Annotated in this window: 15 protein-coding genes and 1 pseudogene; 9 read left to right on the top strand and 7 right to left on the bottom strand. The window is 50.7% G+C overall.

Annotated elements, in window-relative coordinates:
- Positions 1-156: 156 nt before the first annotated feature.
- The 6 genes and pseudogenes from IXB28_RS05565 (at position 157) to IXB28_RS05545 (ending at position 6,380) form a co-directional block, all read left to right on the top strand.
- Complete coding sequence (locus IXB28_RS05565) at positions 157-741, top strand: Uma2 family endonuclease (protein ID WP_215617542.1); 585 nt, start codon at positions 157-159, stop codon at positions 739-741.
- Between the two features lie 191 nt (positions 742-932).
- Positions 933-1,040, top strand: a pseudogene (locus tag IXB28_RS17005) (pentapeptide repeat-containing protein); the annotation flags it as partial.
- Positions 1,041-1,604: 564 nt separating this feature from the next.
- On the top strand, positions 1,605-3,062 hold the full coding sequence (locus IXB28_RS05560) for a pentapeptide repeat-containing protein (RefSeq protein WP_407659144.1): 1,458 nt from the start codon (positions 1,605-1,607) through the stop codon (positions 3,060-3,062).
- Between the two features lie 112 nt (positions 3,063-3,174).
- Positions 3,175-4,548 carry a pentapeptide repeat-containing protein gene (locus IXB28_RS05555; protein WP_215617540.1) on the top strand — a complete coding sequence of 458 codons (1,374 nt, stop codon included), beginning with the start codon at positions 3,175-3,177 and terminating at the stop codon, positions 4,546-4,548.
- Positions 4,549-4,889: 341 nt separating this feature from the next.
- The gene (locus IXB28_RS05550; protein ID WP_215617539.1) at positions 4,890-5,642 is read left to right on the top strand and encodes a hypothetical protein; all 753 of its coding nucleotides are present in this window, start codon (positions 4,890-4,892) and stop codon (positions 5,640-5,642) included.
- A 201-nt stretch (positions 5,643-5,843) separates the two neighbouring features.
- Complete coding sequence (locus IXB28_RS05545) at positions 5,844-6,380, top strand: calcium-binding protein (protein WP_215617538.1); 537 nt, start codon at positions 5,844-5,846, stop codon at positions 6,378-6,380.
- Between the two features lie 66 nt (positions 6,381-6,446).
- Here the strand turns inward: IXB28_RS05545 and IXB28_RS05540 are convergent, their stop codons facing one another.
- The 5 genes from IXB28_RS05540 to IXB28_RS05520 all read right to left on the bottom strand — a co-directional run bounded on the left by IXB28_RS05540 (position 6,447) and on the right by IXB28_RS05520 (position 14,008).
- A complete protein-coding gene (locus tag IXB28_RS05540; protein ID WP_215617537.1) occupies positions 6,447-8,681 on the bottom strand; it encodes a molybdopterin oxidoreductase family protein in 2,235 nt (744 codons plus the stop codon).
- A 411-nt stretch (positions 8,682-9,092) separates the two neighbouring features.
- The gene (locus IXB28_RS05535) at positions 9,093-10,694 is read right to left on the bottom strand and encodes an MFS transporter (protein WP_215617536.1); all 1,602 of its coding nucleotides are present in this window, start codon (positions 10,692-10,694) and stop codon (positions 9,093-9,095) included.
- A 708-nt stretch (positions 10,695-11,402) separates the two neighbouring features.
- Entirely contained in the window at positions 11,403-11,606 is a 204-nt protein-coding gene (locus IXB28_RS05530; RefSeq protein WP_215617535.1) for a hypothetical protein, read from the bottom strand.
- A gap of 76 nt (positions 11,607-11,682) precedes the next feature.
- Positions 11,683-11,847, bottom strand: coding sequence for a hypothetical protein (locus tag IXB28_RS05525; RefSeq protein WP_215617534.1), 165 nt, complete (start codon positions 11,845-11,847; stop codon positions 11,683-11,685).
- A 286-nt stretch (positions 11,848-12,133) separates the two neighbouring features.
- Positions 12,134-14,008 (bottom strand): ferredoxin--nitrite reductase, encoded by a 1,875-nt coding sequence (locus tag IXB28_RS05520; RefSeq protein WP_215617923.1) that lies wholly within the window; start codon positions 14,006-14,008, stop codon positions 12,134-12,136.
- 566 nt (positions 14,009-14,574) lie between these two features.
- Here IXB28_RS05520 and IXB28_RS05515 point away from each other — a divergent pair.
- From IXB28_RS05515 to IXB28_RS05505, 3 genes are all read left to right on the top strand, one after another.
- Positions 14,575-15,864 carry a HEAT repeat domain-containing protein gene (locus tag IXB28_RS05515; protein WP_215617533.1) on the top strand — a complete coding sequence of 430 codons (1,290 nt, stop codon included), beginning with the start codon at positions 14,575-14,577 and terminating at the stop codon, positions 15,862-15,864.
- Positions 15,865-16,454: 590 nt separating this feature from the next.
- Entirely contained in the window at positions 16,455-17,402 is a 948-nt protein-coding gene (locus IXB28_RS05510) for a LysR family transcriptional regulator (RefSeq protein WP_215617532.1), read from the top strand.
- Positions 17,399-18,478: an anthranilate phosphoribosyltransferase family protein gene (locus IXB28_RS05505; protein WP_215617531.1), complete on the top strand. Its 1,080-nt coding sequence runs from the start codon at positions 17,399-17,401 to the stop codon at positions 18,476-18,478. The genes IXB28_RS05510 and IXB28_RS05505 overlap by 4 nt, the downstream gene beginning before the upstream one ends.
- A 47-nt stretch (positions 18,479-18,525) precedes the next feature.
- Here IXB28_RS05505 and IXB28_RS05500 read toward each other — a convergent pair whose 3' ends face one another.
- Complete coding sequence (locus IXB28_RS05500; RefSeq protein WP_246559623.1) at positions 18,526-19,266, bottom strand: glycoside hydrolase family 24 protein; 741 nt, start codon at positions 19,264-19,266, stop codon at positions 18,526-18,528.
- Positions 19,267-19,408: 142 nt separating this feature from the next.
- Positions 19,409-21,133, bottom strand: a complete 1,725-nt coding sequence (locus IXB28_RS05495) for a CHASE2 domain-containing protein (RefSeq protein ID WP_215617530.1) — start codon at positions 21,131-21,133, stop codon at positions 19,409-19,411.
- Between the last annotated feature and the right edge of the window lie 22 nt (positions 21,134-21,155).

Genomic DNA, 21,155 nt, shown 5'->3' with positions numbered 1-21,155 from the left:
AACGGCCAACCCGCCCCCTCAGGAGGAGGGGCTCCCTCCCAGGAGGGACAGGGGGGTATCCTGCTTTGACTTAAGCAAGCTCAACGTGCCCAATGGATGGTTTGCTTTCAGCAGTGCTATGTTTGAGGCAGATATGGCGCAATTTTTCGCACGGCTATGGTTACTTCACAGGCCATTAATTTACCTGCCCAGCTTAGGGTAAACCCTGAGCAGTTTGGGCAGTTTACCCAGGCAAATCCAGAGCTGCGCATGGAACTGACGGCTCAGGGGAAAATCATTGTTATGTCACCCACTGGCAGCGAAGGCGGTAGCCGTAATGCGGAAGCGAGTGCGGATATTGTTATTTGGAATCGGCAGACTGGGTTGGGTAAGGTGTTTGATTCGTCTTCGGGGTTTCAGTTACCCAATGGGGCGATTCGGTCGCCGGATACGGCTTGGATTGCAAAGGGGCGTTGGGATGCGCTGACGCCGGAGCAGCGGCGGGGGTTTGCGCCGATTTGTCCTGATTTTGTTTTGGAACTAGCGTCTGAGTCGGATGCGGTCAGTGTTTTGCAAAGCAAGATGCGGGAATATGTTGAGAATGGGGCCCGGTTGGGTTGGTTGATTGTGCCTAAGGCTGGGTGGGCGGAGATTTATCGTGGGGATCAATCGGTGGAACGCTTGGATAAGCCAAAGACACTGTCAGGAGAGACTGTTTTACCTGGTTTTTTATTCCCTGTAGAAACCATATTTTGGAGCTGATATGACGCGGGTGGCGCGGTTGAGTAGGGCAAAGCGGCCCGCGTTGGACATTTGGCAGGTAATAAGCAGAAGGAAAATAAAACCTTTCAGCGGTTTTGGTTGAATTGCTGGGTAAATGACTGAAAATCTATCGGGAAAAGGAACGGTTAGACTTGATGCATTGAATAGGTGTGCGGGTATGGAGCTAAAACGTGAAAGCTGCTGAAGTACTGCGGCTTTATAAAGCCGGTGAGCGAGACTTTAAGGGGGTAAACCTGAGAGGACAGAACTTTAAAGGCAAAGACCTAGCAGGCGCAGACTTTAGCGGAGCTGATATTCGTAGTACAAACTTCACCAATGCAAACTTAACCGGGACTAACTTTACTCAAGCTAAAGCTGGATTGCAGAAGCGTTGGGCAACTGGGTTAGTGATTGCCTCATTGTTGCTGTCAGTTCTCTCAGGATTTTTCTCAGCATTAGCTGGATATTTTGTTTCACTGATATTTGATTCCAGTAACCTAGACAATCAAGTTGCAGGATGGGTTTCATTAGCGGTTCTTGTTGTATTCTTATTTTTGCTACTCCGTAAAGGTGTTGTAGCCGTAGCCGGAGCCGTAGCCTTAGCCGGAGCCGGAGCCGTAGCCGGAGCCGGAGCCGGAGCCGTAGCCTTAGCCGGAGCCGGAGCCGTAGCCGTAGCCGTAGCCGTAGCCGTAGCCGGAGCCGGAGCCGGAGCCTTAGCCGGAGCCGGAGCCGGAGCCGGAGCCGGAGCCGGAGCCGGAGCCGGAGCCGGAGCCGTAGCCGTAGCCTTAGCCGGAGCCGGAGCCGTAGCCGTAGCCTTAGCCGGAGCCGGAGCCGGAGCCGGAGCCGGAGCCGGAGCCGGAGCGGTGACGTTGGTGAGTGCTTATGTTGGCTGGCGAGCGTTGAAGGGGGATGAGCGAGATGCTTGGATTCGTTCTGTGGCCATCGCCTTTGCGGCGATTGGCGGTACTAGCTTTCGTGAGGCTACACTGACCAATGCTGATTTCTCTCAGGCAAGGCTCAAAAGTACTGACATCAGGCGGGCTGTGCTACTCCGTACCCGTTGGCGAGATGCTGACAAACTGGACCGTGTGCGTCCAGGCGAAACCTATCTAAACAACCCCAAAATCCGTGAGCTGGTGCTCACGGGCAACGGCCAGGGCCAGTCCTACGACTATCTTCTCAATCTCGCAGGCATTAACTTACAAGGTGCCAACTTAGTCAAAGCTGATTTCACCGGTTCAATCCTCAAAGAGGGTAACCTTCAAGGGGTTGACCTGACTAATGCCAGGTTTATAGGGGCCAACTGCAATGGCATCAATCTACAAGATGCCGATCTATCCGGCTCCAAGCTAGTTCAGACCCAGCTCGACGAGGCCGACCTGACCGGCTCCACCCTGACCGGTGCCTATATCGAAGATTGGAACATTACCACCAAAACCAGGCTCGACGGTATCCGCTGTGACTACGTCTTTATGCGCCTGCCGCCAGAGGATGACCTGAACAGCGATCCTCATCGTAAGCCCGATGACAAGCAAAAGACGTTTGCAGATGGGGAGTTTTCTGACTTTATCGCCCCCATGGTCGAAACCCTCGACCTCTACCACAACCAAGTATTAGACCCGCGCGCCCTGGCCATTGCCTTCCACGAACTACGGGAAAATAACCCAAACGCAGATCTTGAAATTATCTCCATGGAGAAGCGAGGCAAACAGCGAGACCAGTTGCTAGTCAGAGCTGAAACCAGTCAACAAAGTGACTTATCAGCGTTACACCGTCAATATTTTGAACGCTACGACTATTTACTAACCCTGCCACCCCAGGCAATGCAAGCTTTGCTCATTGAGAAGGACCGTGAAGTTCAGCGGCTAGCAGGCCTGGTCGGCACAGCCATAGGCCGACCTAGTACCCAAATCAACAAAACCTACCAAGGAGACACCACCGTGTCAGAGCAAGGTTCCAACGCCCCCAAGTACGACCTCAGCAACGCCCAGTTCGCCGGAGGCTTCGCCGAGATCGTTGAAGGGAATCAGATCGGCGGCACCATCAACAACGCCGCCGCCGAAACACCTTCCCTAGCCGAAGCCGCCGCTGAAATCCAAGCCTTACTCCAACAGCTAGAGCAAACCGCCCCAGCTGAGACCACTACCCAAAAAATGACCCTGGCCACCCAAGCCATCGGCCAAATCGAAGCCAATCCTACCTTCAAACAACGCACCGTCGCCGCCCTCACCGCAGGCGGCATCAAAGCCTTTGAAGCCGCCATTGATCATCCCGTCGCCGCTTTCGTCGTAGGTGCAATTGAAGAATGGAAAAAGGCGTAGGCGAAGCTGATTGAGGCTGGGCGATCTGCGTTGGAAATTTTTCGGATTGTTGTTGAAGGCAAGAGAAAAGTTTCGGGGGTGTCGGCTGAGTTGTTGAGGTGAGGTTTCTGGGGTGGCGAATACGGAGCATGTGGAGCTGCTGAAGCAGGGGGTAGAGGTCTGGAATCATTGGAGAAAGAGTCGTTCTGATGTTGTACCTGACCTAGCTAACGCTGATCTGAGTGGTATGAGTTTGGCCGGAATTAACCTTAGTGAAGCTGACTTACAGCATGCTGATCTGAGTTATGCCGAATTACCTGGTGCTAATTTACAGAGAGCGTCTTTAGGAGGTGTCAATCTACAAGAAGCTTTTTTGTTTGCAGCTAATCTGGGTGGAGCCTCCTTATGGGGGGCTAGGCTGGTTGGACTCAATCTGAGTGATATTAACTTGAGTGGGGCAGATCTACGGAAGGCTGACCTAGCTGAAACTGATTTACAAAGAGCTGACTTGAGTGAGGCTGATTTGCGCGGAGCGAACTTAAGTCGGGCTCAAGCCCTTGGCACTAACTTTTATAGGGCTGTGTTTACAACAGCATGTCTAGAGGATTGGAATATCAATAGTGCTACGGTTCTGGACGATGTTGTTTGCAGTTATGTATATCTTAAAACCAGTCAGGAAGAGCGCCGACCCAGAGAAGGTGTCTTTAAGCCTGGTGAGTTTTCGGCTCTATTTCAGCAGGCGTTAGACACAGTAGACCTGATTTTCAAAGACGGTATCGACTGGCAAGCCTTCTTCCAATCTTTCCAAGATCTCCGCACTCAATACACTGATCAAGACCTCTCTATTCAAGCCATCGAAAAGAAACGAGACGGAGCCTTTGTTGTTCGTTTAGAAGTGACTAAAGACGCTGATAAAACAGCGATTGAGGGCAGTGCTAAAGAGCTTTATGAAACGAAGTTGGCACTGATGGAGCAGCGATATCGTGATGTATTGCAGGCTAAAGAGGGAGAGATTATCGCTTACCGAGAACAAAGTACAAACTTGATGGAGATTATCAAGTTGCAATCAGTGAGGCCCCCAATGACTGAAATTCCCAAGTACGACCTTCGCGGTGCCCAATTCGCAGGTGGCTTCGCCGAAACCGTCCAAGGCGACCAAGGCGGCGGCACCATCAATAACTACGGTCCCAACACCGAAGACATCACCCGTCTACTCACCGACCTCCGCGACCAGGCCCAAACATTCCCCACCACCCAAAAAAACGACGCCAACGACGTTCTCCATAACCTGGAGCGCGACCTAAAAGAAGATCAGCCCAATCAGGGCCGTATCAGCCGCAATCTGAAAAAGCTAGTCATCCTGGGCACCGCCATCGGTACCATCACCAGCGGAGCCGCCACCACCTCAGGCGACCTATCCACCTTCACCACCAACGTCATCGAACTAACCCAAAAGCTAGGCATCCCCATCGAGCAAGTGCAGCTACGACCGTCAGCCACCCCATAGCCAAGGCCAGCAAATAAAGCAGAATGCTGACCATTAGAGACCACTTATCGCAACATTGTCATGGGTGACACCCGAACTTGTTGCCGCTTTGTCCCCATCGCTACGATCTATTTAGGGCTTGCTGAAAAAGTCTAATCGGTCTTTTTCGGAGCTGAACCAACGCAAATACGTTACTTTTTCAGGCTGTTTCGATAGGTAGGTGCAAGGGTGAATCGGCTGAAACCCTTGAAAACTCGTTAAATGACCTTGCACTTAACTTCGATCTTGTTAGCTAAAACAACCATATACCAGTCTTTTTGAGTTATTCAGCAAGCCCTATTTATGCCCCCACGCAAAAATAGATGCACATCACAGAACACACATCTACCCGACTAAAACTCGAAGCCACAGAATACGCATTCGGCCTATCCAAACGACAGTTCGCCGCCATTGCCGCTGCCCTCATCGGGATATTGATCCTTTGCTCCGGCCATCTAACCAAACTGCATTGCGATCGCACCGGCCCCAATGACATCGCCTGCCAACGCACAACCATCAGCCTACTCGACAAACAGACCACCACCCTTAAATCCTTAAAAGGGGCCAAAGTAGAAACTGTTAACGGGGATACCTACCGCATTGCCCTAACCACCGATCGAAAAACCATTCCCCTAACCGAGTTATCCACATCCGATGGCGTCAACGCTAAGCGGGCAAAGGTTGCACGCATCAACGAGTTTATCCACAATCCCCAAGCCTCCTCCCTCAATATCAAACAAGACGACCGTTGGACCACCTTTGGCATCGGCGGTCTCTTCAGCGCCATAGGCATCGCCGATCTATTAACTAAACAAATAAAAACCTGTACCTTCGACAAAGAATCAGGAAAACTATCTCTGACCCGTCAAAATATTCTCCGCCAAGCCACCATAAGGGAAGAGAAGCTCGATGAAATCAACACAATAACCGTCAAGGAACGTACCGACAACAAAGGCAAAACCAATTACTCGACCAAAATAATTCTGCACTCTGACAACGTTATCCAGTTGGGCTCGTTAAACAATGACCATGCGATCGCAACAACAATCAATCAGTTTTTAGGGATAGAGACATAGCCAGCCATGTCCGCCTTTCCGCTCAGGGATATTGCCCAATTCGCTGGGCTATCGTGCGGAGAGAACCTGCCACCCTAAGTTTTCCAGACAAAACACTGCCATCATTAATAGCATTCATTGATTGGCACCTTACCAATCAACAATGACCTGTCTAGTCAAGCATCTAACCCCGTGTTTTAAGCCCCTATTGGTAGCAATCCGATGTCTAAAATCTTTGGCAGCCTCGGCGATGACATCATCAAAGGAACTGAAGGCAACGACATTATCTTTGGCTTCGACGGAGATGATGTTCTATACGGCAACGGCGGCAACAACATCATCCACGGTGGCCAGGGAAATGATGTCATCGACGGCGGCGATGGCGCTAGCTTTCTGTTTGGTGAAGCGGGCAATGACTATCTCCAGGGTGGGGCGGGCAACGATCGGCTATTTGGTGGCGAAGGCCATGACACCCTCATCGGCGGCCCCGGTGACGACATCCTCAAGGGCGGACCGGGCAACGACCTGTATATCTATTCCCCTGGGGATGGCTTTGACATCATTGACGATGAATCCGGCATCAATACCCTGTGGCTAAAGCAGATCAACGCCGACGAAATTCGGATTGTCCGCCATCCGGAGAAGGGATTACTGGTGATTTACCAGGATAGACCCATTATTCGCATGGCAGGCATTCGCTACATCCGCACGGAAACAAAATGCATTGAGCTTGTCAACGCCGCTGAGCCAACGGAGTAAACAAGACCCTACACCGGCCATAGAAACAGGGATTGCCCCATCTATGCCAAGGCTCAGCAGCGATCGCTAAACCGTCACCTCAACGCGCATTGCCAATTTTTGCACCGCTTCAAATCGAGTTTTCACGGTGGCTTCGTCATCGGATTGGGGGGCGGCAATGGGTGTGACCTGCACCGCACAGGCCTTTAGCTCCGGCTCCAACGAAATCGGACAGACCTCTGGGTGGGTCAAGGCGTTCACCTCCATGTTGTCCCCCCAAAGAAATCCCCAGTGCATGGGCATAAACACCGTGCCACGGGTAATATTTTGGGTTACCAGTACCTTGATCTGGGCAAAACTGCGGGGCGATCGCACCTCCACCCAGTCCCCCGACTGCACCTCCAACAGCTGGGCATCCTTGGGATTCACTTCGAGCAACGGCTCGGGATATTTTTTCACAATTCGCTCGATCCGCCCCGTACGGCTCTGGGTATGCCAGTGCCCGTACAAACGCCCCGTGGTTAAAACGAATGGGAAATTCTCATCCGGGGGTTCAGCCAACCCCTTAATGTGAAACGCACAGAATTTAGCCCGGCCATTGGGTGTGGCAAAGCGATAGTCGGTATAAAGTCGCTTGTCGTGCTTGCCATGGGCAATGGCGTCGGATTCCCCTGCTGGGCAAGGCCACTGAATCGGCCCCTTTGCCAACCGTTCATGGCTCAGCCCCGTGGCATCGCACAGTTGCCCGGCGGTTAGGGAAATAAACTCATCGTAGACTTCTGCCGACGTGCGCTGGGCAAATTGTTTTTCAAAGCCCAGCCGCCGCCCAACTTCGGCAAAAATCTCCCAATCGGCCCGGGCTTCACCCACCGGGTTACGAAACGCAGGGCAGTAGGTCACCACCCGCTCAGAATTTGTCATTACCCCGGTTTTCTCCCCCCACTGGGTGGCAGGTAATACTACATGGGCAAAGGCCGCTGTTTCAGTTGGGTAGTATGCATCCTGACAAATGGTAAAGGGCGATTTTCGCAGGGCATCCTGGGTGCGCTTAATATCTGGCATACTCACCGCCGGGTTTGTTGCCGCCACCCAAAATACGCCGAGATCCCCTCGCTCAAGGGCCAGCATCATATCCCAGGCGGCTAAACCTGGCACCGGGGAAATACTCTTTTCGGGTACCTGCCATACCTTTTCGACGGTCTGACGGTGCTCTGGATTTTTCACCAGCCTATACCCTGGCAAAATGTGGGCCAACCCACCGGCCTCGCGGCCACCCATGGCGTTGGGCTGGCCGGTCAAGGAAAAGGGACCGGCACCGGGCTTGCCGATGTTGCCGGTCATTAAATGCAGGTTAATGATGGTGCGACACTTGGCCGTTCCTTCCGTGGACTGGTTCACGCCCATGGACCACATGGACAGCACCCGCTCGGATTTGCCCCACCAGGCCGCAGCTTTGGTGAGCTCGCTCAAGGTGATCCCACAGATTTCTGTCACCCGCTCGGGGGGATAGCTTTTGACCACCTGGGCATAGTCGCTAAAGCCATCGGTGCAAGAATCGATAAAGCCGGGATCAATCCACCCGTGGCGCAACAATAAGTGGGCGATCCCGTTGAGCAGGGCAATGTCGGTGCCGGGCTTAATGGCCAGATGCAAGTCGGCCGCTTTGGCGGTATCGGTGTAGCGGGGATCCACCACAATCATTTTTACCTTGCGATTCTTTTTGTGATACTTTTTCAGCCGATTGAACACGATGGGATGACAATCGGCGGTATTGGTACCAATGAGAAAGGCACAGTCGGTTTGTTCTAGGTCGTCGTAGCAACAGGGGGGACCGTCGGAACCAAAGCTTTGGATGTAGCCCGCCACCGCTGACGACATGCACAGCCGGGAGTTGGCATCAAAGTTATTGGTGCCCAAACAACCTTTTAATAGCTTCTGGGCGGTGTAATAGTCTTCGGTTTGAAACTGACCAGAGCCATACATGGCAATACCTTCTGGCCCTTTTTCTTCTAGGGTTTTACGCATCTCGTAGGTGATGCGACTGAGGGCATCTTCCCAGGACACTCGCCGCAGGGGCTGGTCGAGAGATTCTCGCATCATGGGATAGAGCAAACGACTGCGATCTAATGAGTCGCCAACGGTGCCGCCTTTAATGCAAACCTGACCCTTGCTCGATGGGTGGTTGCGATCGCCCCGAGCCTGCCACACCGGATTACCATGCTCATCTCGATTTACCGGACGCCCCGGACGAGCAGGGGGCAGGACCTCCAGACCACATCCAACACCACAGTAAGGACAAAGTGTTTTTGATGTATCGGTCATAGATTGCATCCTCCATCCACAAAAAAATAGGCCTTATAAAAGTTGAAGTAATTAAATTACTGATATATCTACTGCGCGACAGGCATTCATGAGTATTTGTACTCATTTCACCTTTTTACTGTAGCGAAGCTATTCCACTTTGTCACAGCCTTGGGAGACTCTTTTCTGATCCTATAAAGACAATGGACCAATAACTCAAGATCAATGGGTAAACTTTATAAACTCTTTCCTTCGGCTCAGTTAGAAATACTACTGCACGGCCAGTCCTGAAAGGCTTGTAAATCAATGGCTTCAAGGAGCAGGGCCATGTTTTTTATTTTTAACAAGCCCTTAGACAGAAAAGGGGAGCGCGTATGGCCCCCCAAATCTGTTGAGTTGATGACATTTAATCGGTCAATGACCAATCAATATCTAGCCAGCGTAGGAGGGATCGGCAACAGTAACATCCTCTCCTTCATGGGCTTCAGCGAAGGAACCCTTGGGCTCATCCAAGAAGAAGATGCAGATAAAGGCTACCACCAGACCCGCTATTCCTAATACTTGGAAGAAACTAGCGTTAACCCAAGCCATGTTTGGATCGCCGCCACCTGCTGATGAGGTAGCTACGTCCACTAGCAATAGGCGAGTTGTTAGGTAAGCCACCGCACCAACGTTACCGTAGGCACCGACGTTACCAGCAATCTGACCCGTTACGCGACGCTTAACTAAAGGCACAATCGCAAAGGTAGAACCTTCAGAAGACTGTACAAAGAAGGAACAAGCCATGGTCAAGATGACGGCTAACGGTAGAGGCCAACTGCTATTAACAGTACTCATTAATAGATAGCCAATACCCATACCGGCAGTCAGAACCACCATGGTCCACTTACGGCTACCCATCTTGTCAGAGATGATACCGCCACCAGGACGAGACATCAGGTTCATAAACGCGTAGCTGGACGCGATGATACCTGCCGTTGCCTTATCTAAGCCAAACGTACCTTCGAAGAAGGCGGGCAGAATGGTTACTACAGCCAGCTCGGAACCAAAGTTTACAATGTAGGTAAGCTCAAGAATCGCAACCTGCTTGAAACGATAACGGTCTTCTGCGGAATAAACCTTCCGACCTGATAACAGATCTTTGTTAACACTCCAACAGTTGTATGCCTGGAACAGATACAGACCAATCAACACCAGGAAGGCAAGATACATTGCCCCAGTGGACAGAAACTGTACCCGCTTCAAACGCCAAGCCAACACCATCAAAATGCCAGTTAGAGGCACATTCATCAGCATCAGGAACCAGAAGTCGCGCTTAGTGGTAACTTCTAGACCGCGAGTACTCTTGGGTCGACTGTAAACCTTACCAGGGGGTGTATCTGTTACGTTGAAGTAGTAGAAAGCACCGTAAAGGGCAGCAACAATACCACTACCGGCAATGGCCATTCTCCAGTTCAGCACTGCTGTATCAAAAGCAGGGAAGAAGAGAATTTTGAAAGTTTGGGGCTCACCGAAGTTGAATGCACCGGGCAAGAAGGTTAGGGCAACACCAAAGATAACCATGGTGAAGGCGGAGAAAGCGGAACCGAAGTTACCCCAACCACCGTAAATACCTTCCGCAGTTCCCACTTCCTTCGGGGGGAACCACTCCGCCGTCATGCGGATACCAATTACAAAACCTGCACCCACAATACCCATGAGCAAGCGACCAATCACAAGCTGATTGAAGCTCTGCGCAGAGGCAAAGATAATACAAGGTATTGCTGCGTAAATTAGCAATACTGAATAGGTTAAACGAGGACCAAACCGGTCTAACAACATACCAATTATGATACGTGCAGGCACCGTCAAGGCAACGTTACAAAGACCGATCGTACCGGCTTGAGCAGGGGTCAAGCCAAATTCTTGAACAATTGTCGTTTTGAATGGTGGATAGTTAAACCACACCACAAACGACAGGAAAAAGGCAAACCAGGTTAAGTGCAAGATCTTATACCTGCCCTGAGTGGCCTTAGTAAACAACTCTCCTAGCATTTACGCTATTCCCATAAACAGACAAACACTCTCTTGAAATTCAACCCTAATCACAGATCAAGTTGAAAATGTTCATGCATTGCCGTCCGCAAGGGACTCAACAATACGATGAAAATTCGCCAGTGAAATTCACTTTATCCATTGCCTAAAGAGCTGTTATTAAAGGTCTTTATTGGATATATAAGACCAGCAAAAGTTACTCTATAAACAATGCGAATATTGCATGAATTCACCATGGAGTAACTTTATCGGTGAGCAACAGACAGAAAAGTATTTACTGATACCGTTAGCCAGGAAAAATTCTTATTTTGCATACTTAAATTCGATTCTTGCATAAAAAATCGAAGTGCCTTGCAAGAATCAACGGCATGATCAGCCGTACCCAAGCATATGAATTAAAACAGCGATATTAAGTTCCCTTGAATTGAGCGCTGCAAGGGCTCGTGAAAAATTAAAGCCATGCCCTGCCCATTTAGATCATGCTTTAACAAGCCTTTCAGGCTTACCCCGTGAAGTAGTTTCTTGGGTTCTGCTAATGCCGCCGCAGCGCAATCAGCACAAAACCAGTAGGCACAAACCTAAAAGAGTTGCCCCTGGGTACCCAGGGGCAACTCTTTTATCAAATGCATTGCTTATTAGCCAAGGGTCGCCTACACAGTTAAACGCGACAACTTGACATTTAAAAAACTTAGCTAAATCAAGAACAACCTATTCAGCTAAATCAGCCCACAGTTCGGCTTCGTGGGGAATTACGATGTCAGCCGCATCTGCATTGCTAGCAACTGGCTGAGCTAGGGAGACTCGCACTACAGTATAACCAGCAACAAACATCGCTAGTGCGGCTAAAGAAGCCATTACGGCCTTGTCTAGGCTAGAGGTTTGGCTAGAAAGTGCACGGGTTTGGGATGTCATAAAAGTAACCCTGAACTATAACGACAGTTCAAGCATCCCACAGTTATTCTGTAGCGCACACTACTGTTTACGAAATTTAGTCTTCGAAATGATAGCTAACGGTTTCGGCAGGTAAGAATACGTCCACTAGCTGCTCGGTTAAAGACATGGGCAACTCAGCATGGTGGGAGATAAGACCGTGGGCAACGCCCGCAGCCAATCCGATGAAACCGGGAATAATTAAGGTTTTTAAGTTATCCATTATGAAATAGTGAGCTGAGTTATTTCTATGATGCCCGGCTGTCAGGGGGGCATTCTGTAGCATTGCTCACCGCAGTTCAAGGCTTACCGTTTTTTCGCATACTCTTTATGCGTTATTTGCATTGACAAGTCAGGGTTGAATTTGGCGTTGGGAAGCCCTGTGGCCACCCATAAAATCAGCCCCAGGAGTAAAGCGCAACGCCCCAATAAAAAACTCCTCAGCAGTCCATCCTACTGAGGAGGGTTGTATGCATGTTTTGGACCGTCTAGGGCAAGGCGCCTAGGACCTAAACGTCAATGACGACGCGACCTTCTGGATGACCAATACAGGTTAAAACGGAGCCGGTTTCGCCTGCGTCTAACGCCGCTGGATCACCTTCATATCGCACTTTGCCCTCTAGCAATGGCAGCTTACAGGCTCCGCAGGTACCCGATTGACAGCTACTTTCAATGTCCACCCCAGCCTGTTCTGCGATCGCAAGAATGGGCTGACTGTCATCACAGTTAATTTCCTTACCCGATTTCGCAAACACCACCACGGCAGATGTCTTCTCTTTGGGCGCTGCCGCTGGCGCATCCTCCTCACCATCGGTGGCCTCTGCTTCAATCACCACACCGGGTTTCAGGGTGGCGCCAAAGTTCTCGGTCAGCAGGTTACGCACCACACCGGGCAAGTCTTCACAGGGCACCTTCTGCATCACCCGCTCGCCCAAATGGGCATCCTTACCCACGGTACCGCCCATGTAAATATCCACCGCAGGCACCATTTTGCCATTCTTGCGGGCCTTGGTACCCATCATGCCGATCTGCGCCACCTGGGGTTGGCCACAGGAGTTGGGGCAACCGGTCCAATGCATCCGCACCGGCTCCGGCAAATCCACTTCCGCATCCAAACGCCTAGCCAAAGCCAGGGACTGCATCTTAGTTTCCACTAACGCAAACTTACAAAACTGCGCACCGGTACAGGACACGAGGGAACGCACAAGGGTGGAAGGCTGAATCGGAAATGTCTGAACGATGGCCTCCGATAAAAAGATCGCCAGACGATTATCAGGAACATTGGCCACAATCACGTTCTGTTCCACCGTCAACCGCAGATCGCCACTGCCGTATACCTCCGCCACGCGGGCTAGATCCATCATTTGGTCAGCCTTCAGGCGACCCACCGGCACATGCAAACCAACATAGTTCAGCCCTTCTTGTTTCTGCTGAAAAACCCCAACGTGATCTCGCTTGTCCGAATCTAATGCATCCTCAGCCGCCGCTTGTGCCAGGGGTTTACCCACACTCTGCTCAACTTCGGCGCGGAATTTCTCCATCCCCCACTCATCAATCAACCACATCAAACGGGTCTTTTGACGATTGCCACGGGAACCATTATCGCGATACACCGTTAAAATAGCGCGACATACTTCAACAACATCCTCTTCCTCGGGGGGTACCCAAACCCCTAAGGGAATTGCCGCCGCACAGCGAGTTGAGGAGAAAAATCCCCCCACCAACACGTTGAACCCTAAGCGGCCATCCTTATAGGCTGGGACAAAGGCAATGTCGTTGATTTCGGCATGCACTGAATTGTCGGTACTACCTTCCAAGGCAATGTTAAATTTGCGCGGCAGGTTCGTAAAATCATAATTACCTTCTCCACCGTTGGTAATCATGTCCTGCACCGCTTGCACCAATTCCCGGGTGTCAATCAGCTCTTTGCTATCCAAACCGGCCACCGGCGAGCCCGTAATGTTGCGCACATTGTCCATACCCGACTGCATAGACGTCAGGCCCACGGCATGCATCTTGTCAAAGATGTCCGGAATATCTTCTAAATGCACACCCCGCAGTTGTAAATTTTGACGCGTTGTAATATCTGCACTACCGTCGTCTCCGTAGCGTTGAACAACGTCGGCTAAAACACGCATCTGCTGAGAAGAGATTAGCCCGTGGGGCATGCGCAAGCGCAGCATAAACTTGCCTGGAGTGACCGGCCGAAAGAAAATGCCTAGCCACTTAAGGCGCTGGGTTAGGTCGGTCTCATCAACAGCCTCCCATCCCATCTCGGCAAACTTTTTGAGTTCGTCCTTGACCGCTAAACCGTCTTTTTCGGCCTTATATTTTTCAAACTTATTTATTTTTACTTTTTTCTTAGTAGTGGATGCGGTCACCACAGCAGCACTCCCAAACTGATTAACATAAAACACCTGTGATGTTGCTACCACGGGTGCAAACCTGAACAGCCTCTTTTAAGCCAAAAAAAACGGGAGCAAAGAATCAAGATTCCTTAGAATCTAAGATTTTGCCCCGCTAGACACACTTATAAGGAACCGCTTCAGGAGTTCATTTAGCTCGCTTGCTATCGAGTTAATGTAAGAATATTCATATCCACAGGCTTTTTTTGTATACAACATTACTGTTTGCCCAGAGAAATACGATTAGCGCATAAGCTAAATGCAAAATTAGCATACCACTTAAATCGTGTCCCCCTGGAGTAAACTCTCTTAGCGATCTGTTGCTAAAGACACCGTCCACTTGGTTCTGCCAGGGTTCATGGCCACGACAATATTTTAAAATGCTTACAGATATGGGAAAAGACAAAACGGGGCACCCTACCCCTTAGGGTGAACTCTCTTTAGAGCATGCAAGATTTACATTTTTGATATGAAATTACGCATTCACGTTCCCCGCACCAACCACTTTCGCGGAATAATGGGAAAGATTTGCATGGAGTGCACATATGCCACCAGCTAGGGGTTTTAAGGGCACAGAATATTCACAGCCCACCAGTCCTTCTGGGGACTATTGGCAGTCTTTCAAAACCGGTGACTTTAAGGAGAAATGGAATAGTTCGAAGCTGATTGTCAAGGAAGGCAAAGGTGCGATCGCGCCGCTCTTGCAGCTACTCCACGACCCCACCGCCGATGCAGAAACCCACTGGTTTACCATTCGTGCCCTAGGTAGCTTTCCCGACCCCCAAGTCATTCAGGCCATTGCAGCTCAAATCGGTCCGGCCTGTCAGGTCCAACAACGCACGGCAGAACAAGCCACCGAGCTCAGCAACTTTGCCATTGAAACCTTGGCCGCCATGGGCCCCATGGCCGTTGATGTGCTCACCCAGTTGCTCAAAACATCAGAACAGCGCCTCCTGGCGGCCAAAGCCCTCAACCAAATCCGCTCCAACAGCATCATTCCCGCCATGGTGTCCATCACCAAAGATGAAGATGCCACCGTGCGCTACTACGCCATTGACGCCCTGGGCAGTTTTCACAACCCCATCGTCACCCCAGTATTAATAGACGCCCTAAAAGACCCAGCCGCCTCCGTGCGCAAGGCCGCTGTCATGGCCCTCGGTCGTCGCCACGATCTATACACAGATTGCCAACTCAGCCAACGGCTAAAGCCCCTCCTATGGGACCTCGACGTCACCGTATGCCGCCAAGCCGCCCTAGCCTTGGGCCGTCTAGGTGCAGGGGACATGGTCGACACACTGCACCAGCTGCTGCTATCAGCCAACACCCCCCTAGTGCTACGCCTGGACATTCTTCGGGCCCTAGCCTGGTGTTGCGACAAGGCCAGTGCTGATGCGGCACAGTCCCATGCCCTTAACCAAGCGCCCCAACGGGCCTACGACGCGCTGACCCAGTCGCTGCAAGCATTTGCCAACCCCAAAGCCCCCCTAGACACCCTGACCACCGAAGAACTAAATCAGCTGCTGGTGGCCATTATCCACATCCTGGGGGACAGCCCCATCAACCAGGAAACCAGCAGCCACAGCCTGATTGCCTATTTAGCCAGTCCACCCCATACATTGGCCGTGGTTCAAGCCATCATTATGGCCTTGGCCAATTTAGCCCAGCCCGACGCCTTCGAAGCCCTGCTGCCCCTACTGACCCACACCGCCGACATCATTCCCATCCATACAATCGCCGCGCTCAAACGCCTAGACCCCAACCTCAGTGCTGAACGGGTGCACCAATACCTAGACAACTTCCCAGACCATAAGGCCAACGTGCTTCAATTTTGGTAACTAGTTTGGGTGATTTTATTTCCCCTAACCACCTTTTATTTTCCCCTAGTCACCACGGACTGGAACCTATAAGATTAAGTAATTATTAAAACAACGTTTATTTTAGTTAGCTGAACATCGCTGATTTCGACAAAAAGGTTGTTGCCCAAATGTCTGTTTAAGGAATGATTTGGCAGCCATTTTGTTTGCCTAGGTCAGCAAAGGCTAGATTTGATTTTTTGAGTACAGGCCATAAAAGTATTGGAAACTGGCGCTTTTAGAAAAAATGCTGCCATCGCTGATTTAGAAACTGAAACGATCCGCAGGGTTGGATCATTGTCTGGATATGACACATAAAATCATGCCCAGGATCAGTAACGCCAGAGTTTTTTCTTGCCTGAGAAGGTTGATAATTGTTTTTGAACGTTCGATACCCTTGGTTGTATCGAACCTGCATCTCCATACATTTTCGAAAAATTTAGGAATAGTTATATCAGTCGACCTTCTGCCGGTAGCCAGACACACCAAAAAGGAAATCCATAATACCTAGAGTGGTCTGTACGGATATTGTCCATTTTTGGCGTCTGTATACCCTCAACGTTCACTAATCTATGCGCATAGAGCAGCTACAAGCATTCCTCGCAATTGCCGAAACCGGTAGCTTTCAAGCCGCCGCCCGTCGCTGTGGCATTACCCAATCCACCGTCAGTCGACAAATTCGAGGATTAGAGGACGATTTGGGCATGCCCCTATTTCACCGCACGTCCCAGGCAAAACTCACCATCGGTGGTGAACGTTTATTACCCAGGGCCCGCCGCATTTGTCAGGAATGGAAGCAAGCCACCAGCGAGATTACCGACCTGCTAGAGGGGCGGCAACCTGAATTGTGCGTCGCCGGGATTCAGTCGGTGTGCTCCCACTTTCTACCGCCCATCATCACTCAGTTTTGCCAGCGTTATCCCCAGGTACAGCTACGGGTAACGGCCCTGGGTAGCGATCGCTCCTTAAAAGTGCTCCGCGATGGCCTAGTGGATATTGCCATTGTCATGCACAACCCGATGCTGACCAGCTCCCAAGAAATGGCGGTTACCCCCCTGTACGAAGACCATGTGGAAGTTTTAATGGCCGCCGACCATCCCCTGGCCAACTATAGCCCCGCCCCCTGGGCTGAAATCGCTCGCTATCCCCATGTGGTGTTCAAAGATGGCTACGGAATGCAGCGCCTAGTGCAGTCCCAACTGCCCGAAACAGAACTCAAAATGGCGTTAGAGTTAAATACGCTAGACGCCTTCCGGGGAGTTGTCCGTCAGGGAAAAATGATTGCCCTGCTGCCCCAGTCTGCCCTAGCTGAAAGTCGTCGCGACCCTGGTCTGGCTGTTCGCAGCACAGCCGCCCCTGTCCTCACTCGCCAGGTCGTCATGGTCACCACCCAAGATCGCCTACGCCTACCCCCGGTGCGCCAGTTTTGCGACATGGTGAAACAATTGGCCGATGATAGCGTTAGTCAGTTGAGTGATTTGCCCCGTCTAATGGCTTTGAACGAGCATGTATTGTCATGAGCAATGTTTTTCGAGATCTGCTGAAAAAGGTCGGTAGCGGCACCCACACATCTCAAGATTTAAGCCGAGAAGAATCGGCCCTAGCAACGCGGATGATGCTAGAACAAACGGCAACACCGGCCCAAATTGGTGCCTTTATGATTGCCCAGCGCATCAAGCGGCCCACCATTCCAGAATTGGCCGGCATGCTAGATTGTTACGACCAAATGGGAGGGCGCTTAACCGTTCCTGCCAATAGCGCCTACCCCGCCATGGTGCTCAATACGCCCTACGATGGCCGCCGCCGCCATACGCCGATCACCCCCCTAACGGCGCTTGTCCTAGCCACAGCCGGTGTGCCCGCGATTCTCCATGGGGGCGATCGCATGCCCACCAAAATGGGACTCCCCCTGATCGAAGTTTGGCAAGCCCTAGGCATTGCGTGGCAAACACTAACCCTAGAGCAAACACAGCAAGTGTTTGACCTCACCCGAGTGGGCTTCCTATATATGCCCCAACATTTTCCCGCAGCCCATAGCTTAGTCCCCTATCGAGACCAAATCGGGAAGCGACCAACACTCGCCACCATAGAGTTAATGTGGGCACCCGGCCAGGGTCCCATGCATGTCGTCAGCAGCTACGTTCACCCACCGACAGAAACCCGTACCCAAGCAACCTACGAACTACGCAACACGGCTCCATTTACCACCGTAAAGGGAGTAGAAGGCAGCTGCGATTTACCCCGCAGTCGCACAGCCATCATCGGCATGGGTAGCCTCACTAACGACCAACCCACCTTCGAGCGGCTACTGTTACACCCAAGAGACTATGGGTTCGACGGTCCCGACACCCCCTTAGTAGACAACCTAGCCGAAAGCCTAGAATCGACTCTCGCAGGGGACTCACACCAAGAATTAACCCGTTCTGTCATTTGGAACAGCGGCTTTTATCTATGGCGGGCAGGGGCCGTACCACACCTGGTAGAAGGATTTTACCAAACCCAACAGTTATTACAATCGGGACAAGTCGCCGCCAAACGACAACAGCTACAACAAGCCATTGCCAAGGTAGCCAATCAGCAGCTCTCCACCGTTTAGAACAACCGCTGCTGCTTAGCAGCTAAATACACACGGCACAAAAAAGATTATTGAGCCAGTTCTTCTTGTAACATATCGCTGTAAACACGGGGCAGGTGCTGCGACATACTGTTATCTTCAATCCCATAGCCAAGGCTCGTCCAAGTCCCCGACAGCAACTCCAACACTTGGGTAACGTCACCAGTCTTCAATTGTTGATCAATATCGACTCCCCACGCATCCTGATCCAACAGCCATCGATAAACAACAATATCTTGAGATTCTGGCGAAAAATCATAGGGCTGCCAAAACTCAAACCAGCCGGGGGGAGACGGATGATATTGCTCAGCCATCTGCTGCCAGGTTGTTGTTAAAAACTGATAGCGCCCGGCTGCCGTGGTGCAATCCCCCAGATTTGGACCAGTTTCAATCGGTACACAGGTATCTGGATGATGGCTCAAGGACGGAATAGTTTTACCCCCATACAGCAAGTGGTAGGGCTGATCCATATTGGATTCACTGGCTGAAATTGTCCGCATCAAGGCACGAATATGGGGGTCTCCCCCAGCCATCTCCAAAGGCAAGGGCGTTTCAACCCAATCGGCTGACCCCAAACCCAGGATTTTAGATGGGTTGAAGTCAAACCGAGGCAATGTGTAGGGCCAATATAATTGTGGTGACCGCCAGTAAAACAGCACACCAATAACCCCAAGAAACATCAAAATCGTAATGACGATGGGGCCATAGTCTGCCGACGGTGGTTTGGGAAGTTCTTCCTTGATCGATTTGCTAGGGGGAGGCAGAGACAATTGTCAGGATATTTAAAGGGACGATAGGGATGCACGAGCATATGGGCCGTATATTTTCGAGCTACACGACTTCATCGGCTGATTTCCAATGGTTTTATAGGCATCCAGTATATCGAACTATCCCAAAACTGATAATCACCGTTTATGACAAAGTCGCAATCTGGTTGCGCCCCTGACGCTTTGCTTGGTACAACGCCTTATCCGCCTGCTCAACTAACGACTTAGACGTCGCCTCCTTCAGATCACTCAGGGAAATAACACCAAAACTTAAGGTGACATGACTACTCACATCAGAAGCCACATGGGGAATATTCAGCTTAGAAATTTGCTGTTGAATATTCCCCAGCACTTCGTAGGCCATGGAAAGTTCAGCGTTAGGCAGCACAATCACAAATTCTTCCCCCCCATAGCGGGCAACAAAATCGTTGCGACGCACCCCCTGTTGCAGCGTCTTAGCCACTGATATTAGACATTTATCGCCTTCTTGATGACCATAGGTATCGTTATACCGCTTAAAGTAATCGACATCGCAGATCACCAGGGAAACCGGTGTTTGCTGATTGATACAGCGTTGCAAATAGGCATCAAAGGAACGACGATTAGCAATTCGCGTTAACCCATCTAGGGAAGCTAGTCCCTGTAACTGTTGATTTTGTCTCAGCAGTAAAACCGTAGACGACAAGGATGTGGAAAGCAATGGAGCCGCTATGGGCAACCATAGCCCCGTCAGAAAAACTCCATAGACAATACCCACCATCCCAGCACCGATGCAAGGAATAAATAGTATGAGTGAAAATAGACTCTTTTTTTGATAAATCCCATTGTGGTTGATGATTTCATGCACCAGCAGGGTCGCCAAACTGGTTGCCACCAATAACCAGCTGCTCTTCATCCAGGGCGGTGCTCCATGCAAGGGTTGACGACCGTCCAATGCACTGGCAATCAGTTGACTAGCAATGTGGGCATGGATAAACACCCCGGGGAGTCTCTCATCCCAACTCATTGGGGTATAGAGCAAGTCGTTCAGACTCACAGCTGTCGCACCTATTAGTATGATGCGATCGTAAATCTTGCTACGGGCAACATTTCCGCCCAGGATTTCAGATACTGAAACAGATTCAAAGAATGATTGCCCCGCTGGGTAATTAATCAGTATTTGGGTACTGTGGGCATCTGCATTGGTATACCCACCATCATTCGGAGAAAATTGTTGAAAAACAGCATCCCCCAGCTGTAGACGATCACCTTCTAGCACCTGGGGATGGATGTTTTCTTGTTCCAAATAAAGTAGAGCTAGCTTAGTCGCTAACCCATATTTCCGTTGCTGATGCTCTTCAGGCTTACACAGCTTTCGTTCTTTGTTACATTGAATCGCCAACAAGCCCCGCCGAATACGCCCATCATCATCTTCCACCAAATCGGCCATGGCGACCTGGTTTTCCATGTCAAGTTCAGGGGCAGGTGGAACAGCCTCCCCAATCACTTTTTCTACACCAATAACATTGGAGACAGCATTGAAAGAAGAGATGAGCTCTTCACGGCCTTCACCCACCGGCAAATCCCGATAAATGTCTAGGCCAATTAAGCGAGGTTGATATTGCTGAATCGTGGTTAGCAAATCGGCCATTTTCTGATCAGAAATAGGCCATTCTCCGATCTCGCGAAGATCTTCTTCACCTAGGGTAACAATGAGGAATCTTGATTCTGTCTGATCGGTGGCTTTCCACCGTAGAAAGCGATCAAAGGCAAACCACTCTAGAGACTGTAAAACTCCTGTAGAACTAATAGCAATTACCAGTACAGAAATGCCCCATGAAACGGCTAAAATTCCTCCTAATTTGCGAATTTGCCATCTCAACCGCAACATATTTATTTTCCGATGCCCGAGA

Origin of the sequence: Leptothoe kymatousa TAU-MAC 1615 (assembly GCF_018739865.1) — a bacterium.
GTDB classification, from domain to species: Bacteria; Cyanobacteriota; Cyanobacteriia; order Phormidesmidales; family Phormidesmidaceae; genus Leptothoe; species Leptothoe kymatousa.
This window is presented reverse-complemented; position numbering and strand designations above follow the sequence as displayed.

Coding starts and splice junctions, on each gene's coding strand:
- IXB28_RS05565 (WP_215617542.1), top strand. CDS start 157: ATGGTTACTTCACAGGCCATTAATTTACCTGCCCAGCTTAGGGTAAAC.
- IXB28_RS05550 (WP_215617539.1), top strand. CDS start 4,890: ATGCACATCACAGAACACACATCTACCCGACTAAAACTCGAAGCCACA.
- IXB28_RS05545 (WP_215617538.1), top strand. CDS start 5,844: ATGTCTAAAATCTTTGGCAGCCTCGGCGATGACATCATCAAAGGAACT.
- IXB28_RS05540 (WP_215617537.1), bottom strand. CDS start 8,681: ATGACCGATACATCAAAAACACTTTGTCCTTACTGTGGTGTTGGATGT.
- IXB28_RS05535 (WP_215617536.1), bottom strand. CDS start 10,694: ATGCTAGGAGAGTTGTTTACTAAGGCCACTCAGGGCAGGTATAAGATC.
- IXB28_RS05530 (WP_215617535.1), bottom strand. CDS start 11,606: ATGACATCCCAAACCCGTGCACTTTCTAGCCAAACCTCTAGCCTAGAC.
- IXB28_RS05525 (WP_215617534.1), bottom strand. CDS start 11,847: ATGGATAACTTAAAAACCTTAATTATTCCCGGTTTCATCGGATTGGCT.
- IXB28_RS05515 (WP_215617533.1), top strand. CDS start 14,575: ATGCCACCAGCTAGGGGTTTTAAGGGCACAGAATATTCACAGCCCACC.
- IXB28_RS05510 (WP_215617532.1), top strand. CDS start 16,455: ATGCGCATAGAGCAGCTACAAGCATTCCTCGCAATTGCCGAAACCGGT.
- IXB28_RS05505 (WP_215617531.1), top strand. CDS start 17,399: ATGAGCAATGTTTTTCGAGATCTGCTGAAAAAGGTCGGTAGCGGCACC.
- IXB28_RS05495 (WP_215617530.1), bottom strand. CDS start 21,133: ATGTTGCGGTTGAGATGGCAAATTCGCAAATTAGGAGGAATTTTAGCC.